The sequence below is a fragment of the Mycetocola sp. genome (genome assembly GCF_046716805.1).
In the GTDB taxonomy this organism is placed as follows: domain Bacteria; phylum Actinomycetota; class Actinomycetes; order Actinomycetales; family Microbacteriaceae; genus Mycetocola_A.
Window position 1 is genome coordinate 1 of record NZ_JBKJWH010000187.1, and the last position, 16,976, is coordinate 16,976.

Genomic DNA, 16,976 nt, shown 5'->3' on the forward strand with positions numbered 1-16,976 from the left:
GACCGACTGGCAGCAGCCGCTCGTCGTCGCCCTGACCAAAGCAAAGGGCGTCTCGATCGTTCACGAGACCGTGTACGAGCAGCGATTCGGCTTCGTCGACGCACTCGTCGAGATGGGCGCGACGATCCAGGTCCACAAGGAGTGCCTCGGCGGACAGGCCTGCCGGTTCGGGCAGAGGAACTTCAATCACTCCGCTGTCATCTCAGGCCCGACGCACCTTCGCGGCGCAGACATCGTCGTGCCCGACCTTCGCGGCGGCTTCTCCCACCTCATCGCGGCCCTGAGTGCGGAGGGAACGTCCAGGGTCTCGAACGTCGGCATCATCAGCCGCGGTTACGAAAAATTCATCGCCAAGCTGGAACAGCTGGGAGCAGATTTCGTTCTCGAAGGCTGATGGGCGTGCCGAAGACCGAACAGCGCCGGCGAGCGAGCCCGGAAAAGACCCGGCCGTCGATCTATTGGCTGCTGGCGTGCATCGCGCTGCCTCCTGCCAGGTTGATGATGAAGATCCGGGTCCAGGACGGGCACAAGCTGCCGGTGAACGGTCCGTTCGTCCTCGCTCCTAACCACTTCAGTGAGATCGACCCGATCGTCATCGGGATCGCGGTCTGGAAGATGGGCCGCGCGCCGCGGTTCATGGCCAAGGCCGGGCTCTTCAAGGTCCCCGTTGTCGGCTGGCTGTTGACCAAATCGGGCCAGATCCCGGTGGAGCGCACAGGGTCGACCCGTGGCAGCGATCCGGTTCAGGCGGGTGGACTTCTCGTTGAGAAGGGCCAGGGCGTCGTCATCTACCCCGAGGGTTCACTCACCCGCGACCCCGCAATGTGGCCGATGCGCGGCAAGACGGGAGCCGTCCGGGTCGCGCTGACCCATGGCATCCCGATCACGCCGATCGCGCATTGGGGCACGGACAAGGTGATGGCGCGTTACTCGCGCAGAATCAACTTCTTCCCGCCGAAGCGGATCGACGTCAAGGTCGGCGACCCCGTCGACCTTTCCGAGTTCGCCAACCGCCCGCTCGACGCAGCGACTCTCGCCGAGGCGACGGCCGTCGTCATGAAGGAGATCACCGCGCTTCTGGAGGACCTTCGCGGCGAGAAGGCTCCGGACGAGCCGTGGGACCCGAGCAAGCACAACCAGAAGGACACAGGCCGATTTTGAGCCGACGACTCACCTCACCGGCCCGGGTTGCGGTGCTCGGCACCGGCAGTTGGGGCACCACCTTCGGCAAGATCCTCGCCGACGGTGGCGCCGACGTCACCATGTGGGCGCGGCGACCCGAACTCGCCCGGGAGATCGCGAAGCAGCACCGCAACAGCGACTACCTGCCTGGCGTGCAACTGCCTGCGAACCTCACCGCGACATCCAACCTGGCCGACGCTCTCCGGGGAGCACAGCAGGTATTCATCGCCGTTCCAAGCCAGTCGCTGCGGGACAACCTCGTTGCCGTGCGGCCGTTACTCGAACCCGGGACGATCGTGATCTCCCTCATGAAGGGCGTCGAGAAACGATCAGGACTGCGGATGAGCGAAGTCATCCGGCAGGGACTCGACATCGACCCGTCGCGGATCGCCGTGGCATCCGGTCCGAACCTCGCGCTCGAGATCGCCCGTGAGCAGCCCACAGCGGCCGTCGTCTCCTCGGTGAGCCTCGAGACCGCTCAGGCCGTCGCGCTCCTTGCCCGGAACCGCTACTTCCGCACGTTCGTCAACACGGATGTCATCGGTACCGAATTCGGCGGGGTTCTGAAGAACCTCATCGCGGTCGCAATCGGCATCGTCGACGGCGTCGGCTACGGCGAGAACACCAAAGCATCGATCATCACCCGGGGCCTCGTCGAGATGACGGACTTCGCGGTCGCTCAGGGCGCACAAGCCGAGACCCTCGCCGGGCTCGCCGGCCTTGGCGACCTCATCGCCACCTGCCAGTCACCGCTGTCCCGCAACAACACCGCCGGACGCCTGCTCGGGCAGGGATACAGTTTCTCCGCCGTCGTCAAGCAGATGCAGCAGACGGCGGAAGGTCTCGCCTCTGTCGCGCCCATCCTCGAACTGGCCCGATCGATCGGTGTCGAAATGCCGATCGTCGAGCAGGTCAAGCAGGTCCTCGACGGCACACTCGACCCCAAAGACATTGCACCTCACCTCACGACAGACAGCGACGAGCCGCAAGGCGAAAGGACGAATGATGACGCAGAAGCGCCTGGTGGTGGTGTTGTTTGGAGGTCGATCAAGCGAGCATTCAATCAGTTGCGCGACGGCGGGCGGAGTCCTCACAGCGATTGACCGCGACCTCTTCGATGTCATCCCGGTCGGAATCACCCGTGACGGCGCTTTCGTGCTCGAGGACGACGACCCGGCGAAGTTCGCGCTCGACCCGGCGCGCCTGCCCGAGGTCTCCGACAACGGGTCCCGCGTGTGCTGGCCGGACAGCATCCGTTCCCGGGAACTGCGCGTCACGACGGCGGACGGCGCTGAGCGGTCGCTGGGCAGCCCCGACATCGTGTTCCCGATCCTGCACGGCCCGTTCGGTGAGGACGGCACGCTGCAGGGCATGCTCGAGCTCGTCGGGTACCCCTATGTCGGCAGCGGCGTGCTCGCCTCAGCGCTCGGCATGGACAAGCACTTCACCAAAACCGTTCTCGAACACGCCGGCATCACCGTGGCACCGTGGCGCACGGTCACCGCAGAGGATTACCGGGCTCGCCCGGCCATCGCCGCAGAGGCGCTCGAAGCTCTCGGATCTCCGGTCTTCGTCAAACCCGCCCGGGCGGGTTCCAGTGTCGGGGTGAGCCGCGTCTCCAACGCCGCGGAACTCGACGTCGCCATGGCGACCGCGTTCGCTGAGGACTGGAAGGTTCTCGTCGAGGCCGGCGTGCCCGGTCGTGAGCTGGAGATCGCGGTACTCGGCGGCCGTCCGGGGGAGCCCGCACGGGCATCCGTCGCCGGGGAGATCGTGCTGTCTGGCCGGGAGTTCTACGACTTCGACGCGAAGTACCTCGACGCGCCGGGCATCGACCTGGTCTGCCCGGCTGAACTGTCGGACGACGAGCTCGCCGAACTGCAGCGCGTCGCCATCCGTGCGTTCGAGGCGATCGGCGCTGAGGGACTCGCCCGTGTCGACTTCTTCCTGCCCGCAGACGGCGGCATCATCGTCAACGAGGTCAACACGATGCCCGGCTTCACGCCGATCTCGATGTTCCCCACCTGCTGGATCCGGTCAGGGCTCAGCTACTCCGACCTCATCACCGAACTGCTCGACGTGGCTGCCGCGCGGCGAGGCGCCTGAGCTGTTCGGGACCGGATCACCCGTTCCGGTCGGGATCACCCGGTGTACCGGGTGTCTGCGTCCGGAACACGTGAAGTCGCGGCTGAGGCGCGGCGGCACCGGCGCGGCGAGGCGCCTGAGCGGTTCGGGGCCGGATCACCCGTTCCGGTCGGGTTCACCCGGTGTACCGGGTGTGTGCGTCCGGAACACGTGAAGTCGAAGGTGCTTGGGCTACTCGAGGACGTCGCTCGGCGCGAGGCACGCCGAGGTGGCCGGGATCGCTGAAACGGCCGAGGTGAGGTCGATGAGCGCTGTCGTTCCTGAAACACCACCCGTCTCGGGGTCCGCGTTGATGACGACCTCGACGGCCGGGTCACGTCCGTAGGTGGTGTACCGGTAGGTGTCGCTCGCTGCCTCGGACTCGTCGGCGATCCAGTCGACGCCGTTGAGGGCGATGCAGGCGTCGGTGGTCGGGCCAGGAACGGCGACACCGCAGTGCAAGAGGACGGCGGCGGGATCTCCCCATGCACCTGTCGCCTGCGCTGTGGTTTCCCGCTTGGGCTTGTCTGCCACCGTGTCTGGCAGTCGAACGGTCACGTCCGCGCATGCCGGGTCGTTGGCGTTGTCGGCCGGTTCGAGCGGCACGGCCTGCACACAGCCAGTGAGAAGGGTGGTTGCGAGGGCGACGAGAACGGTGGTGCGGGCGAGGGAGCGGAGGGCGGTGCGGGAGGACATCCCTCTCAGGCTACCGTTGAACGCATGAGCCAGAGCCTTGAGAAGCCTGAACGGCGGCCGGAATCCGACACCGTGCACGATGTACACGAGCTGGCGGTGCTCGACCGCATCTTCCCGCTGCTGCCCGTGGCCGACAGTCAGCTTCTGGGTCCGGGGGACGACGCGGCGGTGCTCGCCGCCCCCGACGGGCGCTTCGTCGTCACCACGGACATGATGGTCCACGGCCCGGACTTCCGTCTCGCCTGGTCCGATCCACACGACCTCGGCTGGAAGGCCGCCGCCTCGAACCTCGCTGATATCGCCGCCATGGGTGCGAGGCCGACCGGACTCGTCGTCGCCATCGCCGCGACGCTGGACACCCCGGTCGGCGTGCTCGAGGGAATCTCGGCCGGCCTGCGTGACGCCTGCGCGCTTCTCGCGCCGGGCTGTGGGGTCGTCGGGGGAGACATGTCCGTTTCTGACACGCTCACCCTCGCCGTCACCGCGTTCGGAGACCTCGAGGGCCGGCCGCCCGTACTGCGGAGCGGCGCTCGGGTCGGCGATGTGGTTGCTCTGGCCGGCAACGCCGGCGTCGCCGCTGCCGGGCTTCGCCTCTTGTTCGACGAAGGGGTGGATGCCAACGGGAACCCGGACGCTGCTGCGGCTGCTGCCGTGCGCGCCCGAGAACCACGGCTCGTCGGAGCTCAACTGGCGCCGTCGCCGCCGATCTCCTCCGGTGTGGACGCTGCCGTCGCCGGCGCCACGGCCATGCTCGACGTCTCGGACGGCCTCGCACTCGATGCCGCCCGGATCGCCCGCGCCAGCGGAGTCTGCATCGACCTGCACCGGGACGCGCTCGGCGAAGATCCCGAGTCGGCGCTGCGCGGGGGAGAGGACCATGCGCTGCTCGCCACCTTCCGTCCCGACACAGTGCTCCCGGACGAGTTCCGGGTGATCGGCCGCGTCCTCTCCGGCGCCGGGGTCACACTCGACAAGGAGGCCGTGGGCGGCGTGCTCGGCTGGGACCCGTACGTCGGCTGGGATGGCCGCACTGGTTGACCCCGGATGCCGCGCCGCGCGTTCACGATTTCACTCGCTCCGGACCCGCCCACGCGGTGCGCCGGGTGTATCCGTCCGGAGCGAGTGAAATGGCGGCTGAACGCGCGTTCTACTCGGCGTCGGCCGGTACCGCCCACCAGACCATGGTTTCGCCGTACTTCTTCGAGCGCACCGGAGTGAGCCCGGCCGGCCAGGACGGTTCAGGCGTTCTGGTGCTCCGTTCAACGACCACGAGGGCGTCCCTCGAGAGGATGCGGGGGAGCGTCGCCAGGTTTCCCGTGAGTTCGGCGTCGGGGAGGTCGTACGGCGGGTCGAGGAACACGAGGTCGAACGTGCCGACGGCTGAGTCGAGATAGCTCTGCACGGAGCGTGCCGCGACCGAGACCATCAGTTTGCCCGGGGATGCCTTCTGCACCGCGAGCGCGTTGCTGCGGCACACCGCTGCGGCGGTCGCCGCCCGTTCCACGAGGACGACCTCTGCGGCCCCCCGGCTCGCTGCCTCCAGGCCGAGTGCTCCCGAACCGGCATACAGGTCGAGAACCTGGGCGCCGTCCACCGCACCGCGTGCCTCGAGTGCCGAGAACATCGCCTCGCGCACCTGGTCGCTCGTCGGGCGGGTTCCCGACTTCGGCACCTTCAGGGGCAGGGAACCGGCGAACCCGGACACGATTCTCGTCACCCGCCAACAGTACCCGGGCAACAGCTTTGCCGAGCCCTCGCGTTCGCTCAGCGCCACGCATCCAGCTGCCGACCCGGCGCGTCGGTGGCGTTGCTTAGACTCGACGTATGCCGACCGACCCCACCGCCACCAAGCTCGAGGGTGTGCTGGGCGGGCGGACCGCCGCCGCTTTCAAGAGGGCGTTCGGCGTGGTGACGGTCGGGGACTTCCTCGAGCACTACCCGCGCCGATACGCCCGACGAGGTGAATTGACAGCGCTGAACCGGATTCCGGTCGGCGAAAGCGTCACGATCGTCGCCGAGGTCCTCACCGTGCAGGAACGGCCGATGAAGGCACGCCGCGGGTCGATCCTCGAAGTCCGCATCACCGACGGCCAGGGCATCCTCGTCCTCACGTTCTTCAACCAGGCCTGGCGGTCGAAGGAACTCGCCCCAGGGGTTCGCGGCATTTTCGCCGGCAAGGTGGGCGACTACAAGGGCGTGCTGCAGCTCGCCCACCCCGACTACGAACTTTTCGAAGCAGCCGAGCGGGGCTCGAGCGCCGAAGCCGCCCGCTCATGGGCGATGACTCCGATCCCGATATACCCGGCGACGGCGAGCGTGGCGAGCTGGCAGGTGGCGAAAGCGATGGCTGTCGTGCTCGACGGGCTCGGGCCTCTTCCCGATCCGATCCCCGACGAGGTCCGCAGCCGCGAGAACCTGCTCAGCTACGGCGAAGCGCTCGAACTGATCCACCGCCCGAAAACGGATGCCGACGCCCACGTCGCGCGCGACGCCCTCCGCCATCGAGAGGCTTTCCTCCTGCAGGCCGCTCTCCTCCAGCAACGGCAGATCGCGAAGCTCGAAGAAACGACCCCGAGGACCGCCGCGCCTGGAAGCCTGCTCGAACGCTTCGACGCCGCCCTCCCGTTCACCCTCACCGGTGACCAGAACCTGGTCGGTGCTGAGATCGCCAAGGACCTGGCGCAACCGGTGCCGATGAACCGGCTCGTGCAGGGCGAGGTCGGCTCAGGAAAGACCCTCGTCGCGCTTCGCGCCATGCTCACCGTCGCGGAATCCGGCGGCCAGGCCGCGCTTCTCGCGCCGACGGAGGTCCTCGCCGGTCAGCACCTCCGGTCGATCGTGAAGTCGCTCGGCCCCGACCTCGCGGCGAGCCTCATGCCAACGCTCCTCACCGGGCAGATGCCGGTCGCTGAGCGCAGGCGGGCAATGCTCAGGATCGTCAGCGGCCAGGCGAAGATCGTCATCGGTACCCACGCGCTGCTCAGTGAGAGCGTGACCTTCTACGATCTCGGCCTGGTCGTCGTCGACGAGCAGCACCGCTTCGGCGTTGAACAGCGGGAGACGCTTCGCCAAAAGGGCAGGAGGCCGCCGCACGTGCTGGTGCTGACCGCCACACCGATTCCGCGTACCGTCGCGATGACGGTGTTCGGCGATCTCGACGTGAGTACCATCCGCGAACTGCCTGCAGGCCGAGCAGGCATCGAAACCTTCGTCGTCGGGCTCGTCGACCACCCAGGGTGGATCCACCGGGCGTGGGCCCGGCTCTCCGAGGAGGTGGCCGCAGGCAGGCAGGCCTTCGTCGTCTGCCCGGCCATCGACGTGGGCCAACCAGAGGACGACGGGGAACCACCCGTCGACGACGAACCGGTCGCAGCGCCGGAGTCGGCGGAACGCCCTCGTGCGACGGTTGTCGGCACCCTCGCAGAACTGTCCGCAATCGAGGCCACCCGATCGCTGCGGCTCGCCTCGCTTCACGGCCGGATGCCAAGCGACGAAAAGGACTCGATCATGCGGCAGTTCGCGGCGGGCGGTATTGACATCCTCGTGGCCACCACCGTGATTGAAGTGGGCGTCGACGTGCCGAACGCCGCGGCGATGGTCGTCCTCGACGCCGACCGATTCGGAGTCTCCCAACTGCACCAGCTGCGGGGCCGCGTCGGCCGGGGCAGTCTGCCCGGGCTGTGCCTGCTCGTCACCGCAGCCGAACCGGGCAGCATCGCGCGGGAACGGGTGGATGCTGTCGCCGCGACCCTCGACGGCTTCGAGCTCGCCCAGGTCGACCTCGAGCTCCGTCAGGAGGGCGACGTGCTCGGCAGCGCCCAGTCCGGCGGTCGTTCCTCGCTCAAACTCCTCCGCGTCGCGCATGACGGAGATCTCATCACCCTGGCCCGCTCCGAGGCGGCCGCGGTGCTCGATGCGGACCCCGCGCTCTCGGAGTACCCAGCCCTTCGCGCGGCACTGGAACACCGAGTCGACGCCTCCGCACGCGCAGCTCTGTCAAAAAACTGAGTTCCCCTGTCACCCGAACGAGCGTCCAGCGGAGCCTGACCATTTTCTGTCTGTCGTGGCCCCGGGATTGGTGCTCCCGCTAGGCTTGAGGAATGCAAAGGATCGCCGTCGTTCCGGGCTCATTCGACCCCGTCACCCTGGGTCACATGGACGTCATCCTGCGTGCCGCCGGGCTGTTCGACGAACTTCACGTTCTGGTCGTCCACAACCCGGCCAAGACGGCTCTGCTGCCGATCGCCGAACGTGTCTCCCTGCTGGAGACGTCGATTCAGGATGCCGGTTCGCCCGGCAACATCGTCGTCGCCTCGTGGAGCGTCGGACTACTCGTGGACTACGCGACCGACGTGGGGGCATCCGTGCTGGTGAAAGGCATCCGTTCCCAGGTCGACGTCGCGTACGAGACACCGATGGCGATCGTGAACAGGCACCTCGCCGGGGTCGAAACGATCTTCATGCTGCCTGACCCCGCCCACGCCCACGTGTCGAGTTCGCTCGTCCGGCAAGTGTCCGGACTCGGCGGCGATGTCAGCCCCTATGTCCCATCCGCCGTGGCCGACTTCCTGACACGATCATGACCAGCCTGCCCACCCACGCCCCGACCGACGGTTCGACCGCCTTCGTCGAGGATGCGGTCGGGTTACCAACCAGTGAGGCGCACCGGCTCGCCGGCGACATCATCCGCAATGTGGAATCGGTGATCGACGGCAAACATGACGCGGTGCGGACGGCGCTGACCGTGCTTCTCGCCGAAGGGCACCTCCTCATCGAAGATGTCCCCGGCGTCGGGAAGACGATGCTCGCGAAGGCGCTCGCGAGGAGCGTGCATGCGACGGTGAGCCGGATCCAGTTCACCCCCGACCTGCTGCCGAGCGATGTCACCGGGATCTCGGTCTACAACCAGGCCGACCGCCGATTCGAATTCAAGCCAGGCGCCGTGTTCGCCAACATCGTCATCGGCGACGAAATCAACCGGGCATCGCCGAAGACCCAGTCCGCCCTGCTCGAGTGCATGGAGGAACGCCAGGTCACGGTCGACGGGTCGACCTACCCGCTGTCGAGCCCGTTCACGGTCATCGCGACCCAGAACCCGATCGAAATGGAAGGCACCTACGCGCTGCCGGAAGCCCAGCGCGACCGGTTCATGGCCCGGATCTCGATGGGGTACCCGGATGAGACCTCCGAGCTGAGCATGCTCACCACACGCGACACCTCCAACCCTCTGTCAACACTCGAACCAGTGGTCTCCGCGGCGTCGCTGCAGCGCATGATGGTCTCGGTGCGGAAAGTGTACGTTTCGCGGAGTGTCAAGGAGTACGCGGTCGGTATCGTTCGTGCGACCCGCGCACACCCGGATCTCCGCCTCGGAGCGAGCCCCAGGGCGACGCTGCAGCTGGTCAGGGCCGCGAAGGCGCTCGCCCTGGTGGCCGGTCGCGATTTCGTGCTGCCGGACGACATCGATGAACTGGCACTTCCCGTGCTCGGCCACCGCCTCATGCCCACCAGCAGGGCACTCGGTCATCACCAGCGCAGCGATGACCTCATCGCCGAACTGGTTCGTGGCATCATCGAAACGGCGGTTGTGCCGCCTTCGAACACGAGGTAACCATGCGCGCCGCGCAGCCGGGCCGATTCCGTGCCGTTCGTCCAACGGCACGAGGCTGGGGTGTGCTGTTCGTGGCGACGGCTGTGCTCATAGCAGCCACGGTCATCGACCGCAGGGAAGGCCTGTTCCTGTTCCTGTTCCTGGTCCTGATGTTCACCGGATCCGCCGTCTACGTGCGCACTCACCGCCCGCGCCTCACCGCCACACGCACCTTCTCGCCCGCATCCGTCTCGGTGGGAGAACCCGCCATCGTGCGCACCATCGTCGAAACGCGGGACGACGACATCTCCTCGATCGCGTCATGGCGAGACGACGTGCCACCGGTGTTCGCGCGGGTGCCGAGCGGCGAACTGCCGCGTCGCCTGCCGGGGAGCATCAGCGGTTACCGGGCCCTGCTCGAATACGAGTTGCGTTCAGCGCACCGCGGCCGGTTCCTCATCGGTCCACTCCGGGTGAATCATGGTGATCCGTTCGGCCTCGTCACCACCGAACGGCGGATCGCGGATCCCCAGCCGCTGATCGTCACTCCCCGGGTCACGGTACTCGCGGACGCCGGTCTCCGGTCCTCGAGCGGCGACGGAGCCCAGCACGACCTCAACATGCTCGCGATACAGCGCGCCGATGAACTCATCGCCCGTGAATACCGTGCAGGCGACCCTCTCCGCCGGGTGCACTGGCGGCAGACGGCGCGGCGTGGTGAGCTCATGGTGCGGCAGGAGGAGCAGGAGGGTGACCCGGAAGCGGCGTTGCTCCTCGACACGGCGTTTGCTGCGAAAAACCAGGCGGTTGGCGCCGCCTCGCCTGAGCACTTCGAACGCATGGTCGAACTGACCGCCTCACTCGGTATTCACCTGCTCGACGCGGGTTATGCCGTCTCCCTCATCGAAAGCGCGACGGATGCCATTCCGTTCGCCGATGGGACGGTGCCGTACCGAATCTCCCGGTTCGCGCCGAGCGACTCAGGCGGACTGCTCGATATCCTCGCGCAGACCGAACGGTTCAGCGTCTCCGACCTGTACGACGTCAGTGCCGGCCTGCACCCGGTGATTCGACGCACGGGCACCGTCATGCCGGTGTTCGTTGTCCTGGGGCGGCTGTCACCGCTCGGCGCGCGCGGTCTCGTCGCGACGAAGGTGAACGCCGATCCCGCAGTCGTGTTCCTCACCAGGACGGGCGGCTCGACGGCCAGGCCGAACTTCGACGAGGTTCGCACGTTGGCGGATGCGGGCTGGCGCACCGCCCTGACCGACGAGCACACGAGTGTCCAGTCCGCGTGGACACGCGTCGCCTTCGGCGACTCGGCCGCGGCAGGAAAGGCGGATTCCCGTGTCCGTACTTAGCCCCCCTCGACCTGACGTGACGCCTGCGACCCGCGCCCCGGCCCCCGCTGGCCCGGCTGTTGCCGAACGACGCTCGCTTGCGCACCGCCTCTGGCCTCTGAGCTGGGCCCTGATCTTCCTCTACGTCGTCACCGTCTCCACCCTCAGCCCCCTGCTCGCCGGCGCGTCCTGGTGGCTCGGCATCGCAGTTCTGGGCAGTCTCGTGCTCGCGTCCGCGGCAGCGGCTCGGTCAATGGGAGTGCGCACCTGGGTTGCCACGCTTGTCGGTGCCGTTGTCTGGCTGGCGCTCCTCATCCTCTTCTTCGCCCCGGACGCGTCCTTCGCGCTCGTTCTACCGACCTTCGACACCGCCGGGGTGTTCGGTGAGCTCGGTCGTGACGGGCTTGTGTCGATCGCGCGACAGGGCACGCCCGCTGAAGCCGACATGGGCATCCGTTTCATCCTCGCCATCGGGGCTGGGGCCTTCGCGCTGCTGCTCGACGCCGTCGCGGTCGCCGGACGGATGTCTGCGGTGGTCGGATTCCCGGCGGTCGCTATCGCCCTCGTTCCTGGCTTCGTGGACGGCGAAATCAACCTCGTCGCGCTCGCCCTGTGCGGAGCGGCATTCCTCCTGGTGCTCTGGACGGACACCCGGGTGCGCCGGTTGTCGACGTCACGGCCCGCCGGAGTTCTCGGCATCGGGGCGCTCACGGTGATCGGATCGCTCCTCTTCGCGGCCGCCGCGCCGGGGTACAACGGTGAGAGTCTGCTTCCCTCCAGCGGAGGGTCGGTTTTCGGCAGTGGAGTGAGCCCGCTCGTCGACCTCGGGAAGGATCTTCGCCGCCCGGGCGGCGCCCAGCAGTTCTCCTATACGACCACCACCGACGAATCCCTGTACTTCCGGTTACTGACTCTCGACGAGTTCAACGGCACGACCTGGTCGGCAGGTGGGGATCGGGTTCGGCAACTCAACGCGCCCGGCACCCTGCTCGACGTGCCCGGTCTCGCGGATGAGATCCTGACCGAGCCGACGACAACCACCGTTCAGGTTGACGGGATGGTCGCGCCCTGGCTGCCGGTGCCGTTCCCCAGTGTGCGGGTGGTCGGAGCAGACGGGCGCTGGATGTGGGACGTCGAAGGGCTGACCCTGTCGAGCAGACTGTCCAGCGCGAGCGGCCAGAGCTACATTGCCGAGAGCGTTCTGATCCAGCCCACGCGTGAGCAGCTCATCGCGGCGCAGCCGGAGGTTCCTCCGAACGTCGAGCGATTCCTCGATCTGCCCGAAGACGTTCCCGCCATCCTCACCGATACGCTGGCAACGATTACGGCAGAGACGGAGAACGCTTACGACACGGCGTTCGCGATCCAGCAGTACCTTCGAGGTTCTCCTTTCCTCTACTCGGTCGACGCCCCAGTCGATGACGGATACGACGGCGATGGGTTCGAGGTGATCGCAGAATTCCTGGAGAAGAAGAGCGGCTACTGCGTGCACTTCTCCTCTGCGATGGCGATCCTCGCCCGGATGGCAGGCATCCCCGCCCGGGTTTCGCTCGGCTATCTCCCCGGTGACCGGGTCGTCGGTGCGGAGTCGAGGCTCACATACACCGTCGCTACCGACGACCTGCACGCCTGGCCCGAACTGTATTTCAGCGGTATCGGCTGGGTCCCATTCGAGCCGACGCCCGGCCGCGGCGTTGTGCCCGATTATGCACGACCCGAATCCAGTGGCGCGGACGGACGCGACGTGCAGGACGCACGGGCGAGCGAACGCGTCCAAGGGGAGCAGACGCCGGTCGCTCCCGATTCGACGACGTCCTCCGCCGGCGGAGGTGCCGTCGAGCCACCCGCCGAGGTGCTCACCAGCGCAGCCCTCCTTCTTCTGCTTCTCCTCGGTTCGCCCGGCATCCTCCGCGCGTTCCGGCGACGCCTCCGTGCACGTGCGCTGCGATCCGGCCGGGCGGGACCGTTGACGGCCTGGCGTGAGATATCGGATGCCGCCCAGGATTACGGCATCCCCGTCAGTGACGCCGACACGCCACGGGCGTTCGCCGCCGGACTGGCCGCGCAATCCGCTTTCACGACCTCAGAACAGGACGCACTTGCCTCACTCCTCGACGCGGTCGAACACCTGAGGTTCGCCGACCCGGACCGGACCACCCGACGAGCCGGGCTCACCGTCGCAGAAAACACCGACACCGTGGTCGCAGCGCTGCGTCACCGTGCCGGGATGCTCGACCGCGTGCGGGCGACGATCGCCCCCGCATCCGTTCTCACCCCGGTGTACCGCGGCAGAGTTCTCGAACCCGCCTGATCGCTCGATTGCCGCCGATTCAGCCGGTATGCAGGTGCGCCATTCCGCGGGCGGTAGAATCGTAGGTGTGAGTAAATACAAGAAACTGCCGTTCGCGGTCAATATCCGCGACCTTGTGCGGCGCCCCGGAGAGATGCGTGAGCACGATCTCGTGGTTCCCGCCCCTGAGCAGTTCGGGGAGGGCCTCGTTGCCGTTCGCGAGGGCACACCGATCCATGAGCGCGTTCGGCTGGAGTCCGTCCACGAAGGCGTTCTCGTCACCGCTGAGGTCGAAACGGTCGCCACCGGTGAGTGCGGCAGATGCCTTACCGACATCAGCCAGGGTGTCCAAGTCGAGTTTCAGGAACTTTTCGCGTACTCTGGTGATGAAGCCTCTGACTATGAGGTTCACGATGACCACGTGGATCTTGAACCTCTCATCAGGGACGCAGTGGTTTTGTCGCTGCCGTTTCAGCCGGTATGCCAGCCAGATTGCCCCGGACTCGACCCAGAGACCGGCGAGCGGTTGGCAGAAAACCCGGACAGAAAGCCCCAAGAGACCGTCGATCCTCGCTGGTCTGCGCTCGCCGGGTTTTCCCCAGACCCAGGCTCCGACAACTCGGATGCTGTAAGCAAAGAAGAGAGATAAGACATGGCTGTTCCGAAGCGCAAAATGTCACGAGCCTCTACCCGTGCACGCCGTGCACAGTGGAAGGCCGAAGCCCCGACCCTGGTGAAGACCGTTGAAAACGGCAAGACCACCTACAGCCTGCCGCACCGCGCCAAGGTTGTCGAAGACTCCGCCGGCACGGCACTCTTCATGGAGTACAAGGGCCGCAAGGTCGCCGACATCTAGTCTCCGACATCGCTGAACTGCATCGAAGCTTGATGACAGAGAGCTCGACAGACCGAGGGCCGCTTCTTGCGACCCTCGGTGTGTCACTTAACGAAGCGGTGCTCGAGCATGCGCTCACCCACCGTTCTTTTGCGTACGAAAACGGCGGCATCCCGCACAACGAGCGCCTCGAGTTCCTCGGCGACTCCGTGCTCGGTCTGTCCGTCACGCAAAAGCTCTACCGCGAGAACCCGGACCTCCCTGAGGGAGCCCTCGCGAAGATGCGCGCCAGTGTCGTGTCGACCGTTGCGTTGGCCGAGATCGCCCACACCATCGGCCTCGGCAAGTACCTTCGGCTCGGCCGCGGAGAAGAGCTCACCGGCGGTCGCGAGAAGGCGTCGATCCTCGCAGACACGATGGAAGCGCTCATCGGTGCTGTGTACCTCGACCAGGGACTCGACACCGCCAGCGCTCTCGTGCTCCGGCTGGTGGAACCGCTGCTCGCCGACCCCGCCCGGTTCGGCGCGGCAATGGACCCCAAGACGAGCCTGCAGGAAGCAGCGGCCGCGCACCACGCTCCGGCCCCCGTCTATACGATGGAGAGTTCAGGGCCCGACCATGACCGGGTCTTCGTCGCCACCGTCACCGTCGGCGACCTGGTGACCGCTGTCGGGGAGGGTTCGAGCAAGAAGCACGCCGAGATGGCTGCGGCGTTGACGGCGTGGACCGAGCTGAGTGCCCGAGCTTCCTGAGGTCGAGGTCGTTCGGGCCGGCCTGGAGCCTGCCGTCACCGGCGCCGTCATCACCGGCGTCGACGTTTTCGATCCCCGGTCCCTGAGACGCCACGACGTGGCATCCGGAACGTTCGTCGACGTGCTCGAAGGACAGCGGATCGTGGCTGCGGTACGGCGGGGCAAGTTCCTCTGGTTCCCGCTCGGAAGCGGTGCCGCGCTCGTCACACACCTCGGGATGAGCGGGCAGATGCTGTTGCGGGCGCCAGGGGCTGAAGACCGGCTGACGCGAATTCGTATCGGCATCGAATCGCCCGAGCACGGTGAGCTTCTCGTCAACTTCGTCGATCAGCGCATTTTCGGCGGCATGGCCGTCGACACGATGCTGCCGACCGTCGACGACTTCCCTGGCGGCTTCTCCGGTGCGATCGCCGGTCCGGCGCTCGTGCCAAGCCAGGTCGCTCACATTGCCCGGGACCCCCTCGATCCTGCCTTCGACGACGCCCGGTTCCTCTCGGTTCTTGGCCGGAAGGCGACGGGCATCAAGCGGGCGCTGCTCGACCAGACCCTGATCTCCGGCATCGGGAACATCTACGCCGATGAGGCGCTCTGGGCCGCGAAAATCCACTATGACCAGGTGGCGGCGACACTCTCCGGTCGTCGTGCGGCGTTGCTGCTGGCCGAGGTGCGGGCGGTGCTCGCCAAGGCCCTCGCCGAGGGCGGTACAAGTTTCGACGCGCAGTATGTGAACGTCAACGGGGCGTCCGGGTACTTCGCACACAGCCTCAACGCGTATGGCAGGCAGGGTGAGGCGTGCGCGCGGTGCGGCACAGCGATCCGGCGGGAAAAGTTCATGAATCGCTCGTCGCACTTCTGCCCGCGCTGCCAGCGGCGCCGCTGAGCCGTCGCTCGCCTCTTCACCTGCTCCGGACCCGTTCACGTGGCGCGCTGGGTGATCGCGTCCGCAACGGGTGAATTCGTGGGCCGTTCGGATCAGGCCGTTTTCTTCCAGGCCGCTTCATACGCCGTGGGCACGAAGCCGACCGCTTCGTTGACGTCGAGCATGGGGCGGTTCTCCTCGGCGTTGTACGTCGTGACGCGCGGCGTCACCGGAGAGACCCTCTGCAGTAGTTCGAGATTCGCGACCTTGAGCAGCATCCCGAGACGGTGCCCGCGGTGCTCCTTGAGTACGAGCGTGTCCCACTGGCTCGCCGGCCTCCCTTCCTGTTCCGGCAGCGAGATCTCGGTGAATCCAACGAGCTGGTCCGACTCCAGGTGTCGAGCGGCCGACGAGAGATTGAGTCGTCCACCGCCCATGTTCATGTCGTCGAGGTTCCTGACGCGCGCCTCATCCCAGTCCTCCTCGGCGAACTCGATGGCGGCCATGGGGGCATCCGTCGACATCCGCTGATGCAGGTGCGCCATGTCGCTGAGCCACTCCTCGGGGCAGCGGCCCTCCCACTGCACTATGTCGTAACCGGGAGCGTGAGCCGCGGCATCCGCCCGCTTCGCCGCGAGGAGTGCCGGGTCGACAGGCAGGTCGATCCGGGAGATGCGGTCGACCTGCTCGAGGGTGTACCCATGCGACTGCGCGAAACGAGCGGCGGCAGAGTTCCTCTCGATCGCACCGAAGCCGGTCGGCGGCTCGAGGACGTCGTCGCTGACGGCCGGCAGGTGCGAACTCCACGACTGGATCACCCGGAGACCATCTGCCGCAGCGGCACCCTCGAGTACGCGGAGCAACGACGTGCCGATCCCGCGACGCCTCATGTTCTGAGCGACCTGTACTTCGATGAAGGCCGCCGTCGCGCTCTCCTCCGGCTGCCACTCGTAAACGCCTCGACCAACGATCCGTCCGTCCATGCGCGCAAGAAAGAGTCGTTTCGGGTTGAAGCGGTCGAGGAAGAAGGGCAGAAGTTCCTTCGGCGTCGCACTGAAGTCATCGGTTCCCAGAATTTCGCTTTCCACCTGGTTCCGCATGGCAACCATTTCGGCGAAGTCGTCGCCGCCCTCGCTCTCGAGAGTCGCCGGCACAGAAAATTCGTGGATGGTCAGCCCGTCGAGAACCTCGGTGCTCATGGCAGCTCCAGTGGTGTCGTGATCGTCACCCGGATCCGGGCAGCCGACCAGTTTAGCCAGCCCGTCGCATCCGTCGCCAGCCCATTTCGGGTTGGAAAGCGGGTCTATG

General features: G+C 66.9%; 16 protein-coding genes and 1 pseudogene. 14 read left to right on the forward strand and 3 right to left on the reverse strand.

The genetic code is table 11. The annotated features are described in order from the left end of the window. The 4 genes and pseudogenes from ACLQ62_RS15070 to ACLQ62_RS15085 form a co-directional block, all read left to right on the forward strand. Nucleotides 1–394, forward strand: a pseudogene (locus ACLQ62_RS15070) (UDP-N-acetylglucosamine 1-carboxyvinyltransferase); the annotation flags it as partial. After that, nucleotides 394–1,161 (forward strand): lysophospholipid acyltransferase family protein, encoded by a 768-nt coding sequence (locus ACLQ62_RS15075; protein ID WP_411722446.1) that lies wholly within the window; start codon nt 394–396, stop codon nt 1,159–1,161. The pseudogene ACLQ62_RS15070 and the gene ACLQ62_RS15075, both read left to right, overlap by 1 nt. Further along, nucleotides 1,158–2,285, forward strand: coding sequence for an NAD(P)H-dependent glycerol-3-phosphate dehydrogenase (locus ACLQ62_RS15080; protein WP_411722447.1), 1,128 nt, complete (start codon nt 1,158–1,160; stop codon nt 2,283–2,285). The genes ACLQ62_RS15075 and ACLQ62_RS15080 overlap by 4 nt, the downstream gene beginning before the upstream one ends. Next, nucleotides 2,188–3,288 carry a D-alanine--D-alanine ligase family protein gene (locus tag ACLQ62_RS15085; RefSeq protein WP_411722471.1) on the forward strand — a complete coding sequence of 367 codons (1,101 nt, stop codon included), beginning with the start codon at nt 2,188–2,190 and terminating at the stop codon, nt 3,286–3,288. Before ACLQ62_RS15080 ends, ACLQ62_RS15085 begins: the two co-directional genes overlap by 98 nt. A 210-nt stretch (nt 3,289–3,498) precedes the next feature. Here ACLQ62_RS15085 and ACLQ62_RS15090 read toward each other — a convergent pair whose 3' ends face one another. Next, nucleotides 3,499–4,002: a DUF3515 family protein gene (locus ACLQ62_RS15090; RefSeq protein WP_411722448.1), complete on the reverse strand. Its 504-nt coding sequence runs from the start codon at nt 4,000–4,002 to the stop codon at nt 3,499–3,501. Between the two features lie 24 nt (nt 4,003–4,026). Between ACLQ62_RS15090 and thiL the strand changes: the two genes are divergently transcribed. Beyond that, on the forward strand, nt 4,027–5,040 hold the full coding sequence (gene thiL / locus ACLQ62_RS15095; protein ID WP_411722449.1) for a thiamine-phosphate kinase: 1,014 nt from the start codon (nt 4,027–4,029) through the stop codon (nt 5,038–5,040). Nucleotides 5,041–5,149: 109 nt separating this feature from the next. On the opposite strand, the gene rsmD is transcribed toward thiL, so the two are convergent. After that, the gene (gene rsmD, locus ACLQ62_RS15100; RefSeq protein WP_411722450.1) at nt 5,150–5,719 is read right to left on the reverse strand and encodes a 16S rRNA (guanine(966)-N(2))-methyltransferase RsmD; all 570 of its coding nucleotides are present in this window, start codon (nt 5,717–5,719) and stop codon (nt 5,150–5,152) included. A 107-nt stretch (nt 5,720–5,826) separates the two neighbouring features. Here rsmD and ACLQ62_RS15105 point away from each other — a divergent pair, with 107 nt between their 5' ends. The 9 genes from ACLQ62_RS15105 (at nt 5,827) to mutM (ending at nt 15,689) form a co-directional block, all read left to right on the forward strand. Further along, a complete protein-coding gene (locus tag ACLQ62_RS15105) occupies nt 5,827–8,010 on the forward strand; it encodes an ATP-dependent DNA helicase RecG (protein ID WP_411722451.1) in 2,184 nt (727 codons plus the stop codon). A 92-nt stretch (nt 8,011–8,102) separates the two neighbouring features. Then, nucleotides 8,103–8,585, forward strand: coding sequence for a pantetheine-phosphate adenylyltransferase (gene coaD / locus ACLQ62_RS15110; RefSeq protein ID WP_411722452.1), 483 nt, complete (start codon nt 8,103–8,105; stop codon nt 8,583–8,585). Beyond that, complete coding sequence (locus tag ACLQ62_RS15115) at nt 8,582–9,613, forward strand: AAA family ATPase (RefSeq protein WP_411722453.1); 1,032 nt, start codon at nt 8,582–8,584, stop codon at nt 9,611–9,613. Before coaD ends, ACLQ62_RS15115 begins: the two co-directional genes overlap by 4 nt. A gap of 2 nt (nt 9,614–9,615) precedes the next feature. Continuing rightward, nucleotides 9,616–10,953, forward strand: coding sequence for a DUF58 domain-containing protein (locus tag ACLQ62_RS15120; protein WP_411722454.1), 1,338 nt, complete (start codon nt 9,616–9,618; stop codon nt 10,951–10,953). Continuing rightward, on the forward strand, nt 10,940–13,243 hold the full coding sequence (locus ACLQ62_RS15125) for a DUF3488 and transglutaminase-like domain-containing protein (protein WP_411722455.1): 2,304 nt from the start codon (nt 10,940–10,942) through the stop codon (nt 13,241–13,243). The genes ACLQ62_RS15120 and ACLQ62_RS15125 overlap by 14 nt, the downstream gene beginning before the upstream one ends. Nucleotides 13,244–13,271: 28 nt before the next feature. Then, a complete protein-coding gene (locus ACLQ62_RS15130; protein ID WP_411722456.1) occupies nt 13,272–13,871 on the forward strand; it encodes a YceD family protein in 600 nt (199 codons plus the stop codon). A 3-nt stretch (nt 13,872–13,874) separates the two neighbouring features. After that, on the forward strand, nt 13,875–14,078 hold the full coding sequence (gene rpmF / locus ACLQ62_RS15135) for a 50S ribosomal protein L32 (protein WP_411722457.1): 204 nt from the start codon (nt 13,875–13,877) through the stop codon (nt 14,076–14,078). A gap of 32 nt (nt 14,079–14,110) precedes the next feature. Then, on the forward strand, nt 14,111–14,809 hold the full coding sequence (gene rnc, locus ACLQ62_RS15140; protein WP_411722458.1) for a ribonuclease III: 699 nt from the start codon (nt 14,111–14,113) through the stop codon (nt 14,807–14,809). After that, nucleotides 14,793–15,689 (forward strand): bifunctional DNA-formamidopyrimidine glycosylase/DNA-(apurinic or apyrimidinic site) lyase, encoded by an 897-nt coding sequence (gene mutM / locus ACLQ62_RS15145; protein WP_411722459.1) that lies wholly within the window; start codon nt 14,793–14,795, stop codon nt 15,687–15,689. The genes rnc and mutM overlap by 17 nt, the downstream gene beginning before the upstream one ends. A 92-nt stretch (nt 15,690–15,781) precedes the next feature. Here mutM and ACLQ62_RS15150 read toward each other — a convergent pair whose 3' ends face one another. Next, nucleotides 15,782–16,867 carry an N-acetyltransferase family protein gene (locus tag ACLQ62_RS15150; RefSeq protein WP_411722460.1) on the reverse strand — a complete coding sequence of 362 codons (1,086 nt, stop codon included), beginning with the start codon at nt 16,865–16,867 and terminating at the stop codon, nt 15,782–15,784. Nucleotides 16,868–16,976 lie beyond the last annotated feature (109 nt).

What these genes read in the sequence shown, in the direction of transcription:
- coaD (WP_411722452.1), top strand. Translation starts at nt 8,103, where the DNA reads ATGCAAAGGATCGCCGTCGTTCCGGGCTCATTCGACCCCGTCACCCTG.
- rnc (WP_411722458.1), top strand. Translation starts at nt 14,111, where the DNA reads ATGACAGAGAGCTCGACAGACCGAGGGCCGCTTCTTGCGACCCTCGGT.
- ACLQ62_RS15075 (WP_411722446.1), top strand. Translation starts at nt 394, where the DNA reads ATGGGCGTGCCGAAGACCGAACAGCGCCGGCGAGCGAGCCCGGAAAAG.
- ACLQ62_RS15150 (WP_411722460.1), bottom strand. Translation starts at nt 16,867, where the DNA reads ATGAGCACCGAGGTTCTCGACGGGCTGACCATCCACGAATTTTCTGTG.
- ACLQ62_RS15115 (WP_411722453.1), top strand. Translation starts at nt 8,582, where the DNA reads ATGACCAGCCTGCCCACCCACGCCCCGACCGACGGTTCGACCGCCTTC.
- ACLQ62_RS15130 (WP_411722456.1), top strand. Translation starts at nt 13,272, where the DNA reads ATGCAGGTGCGCCATTCCGCGGGCGGTAGAATCGTAGGTGTGAGTAAA.
- ACLQ62_RS15105 (WP_411722451.1), top strand. Translation starts at nt 5,827, where the DNA reads ATGCCGACCGACCCCACCGCCACCAAGCTCGAGGGTGTGCTGGGCGGG.
- thiL (WP_411722449.1), top strand. Translation starts at nt 4,027, where the DNA reads ATGAGCCAGAGCCTTGAGAAGCCTGAACGGCGGCCGGAATCCGACACC.
- ACLQ62_RS15120 (WP_411722454.1), top strand. Translation starts at nt 9,616, where the DNA reads ATGCGCGCCGCGCAGCCGGGCCGATTCCGTGCCGTTCGTCCAACGGCA.
- rpmF (WP_411722457.1), top strand. Translation starts at nt 13,875, where the DNA reads ATGGCTGTTCCGAAGCGCAAAATGTCACGAGCCTCTACCCGTGCACGC.
- ACLQ62_RS15090 (WP_411722448.1), bottom strand. Translation starts at nt 4,002, where the DNA reads ATGTCCTCCCGCACCGCCCTCCGCTCCCTCGCCCGCACCACCGTTCTC.
- ACLQ62_RS15085 (WP_411722471.1), top strand. Translation starts at nt 2,188, where the DNA reads ATGACGCAGAAGCGCCTGGTGGTGGTGTTGTTTGGAGGTCGATCAAGC.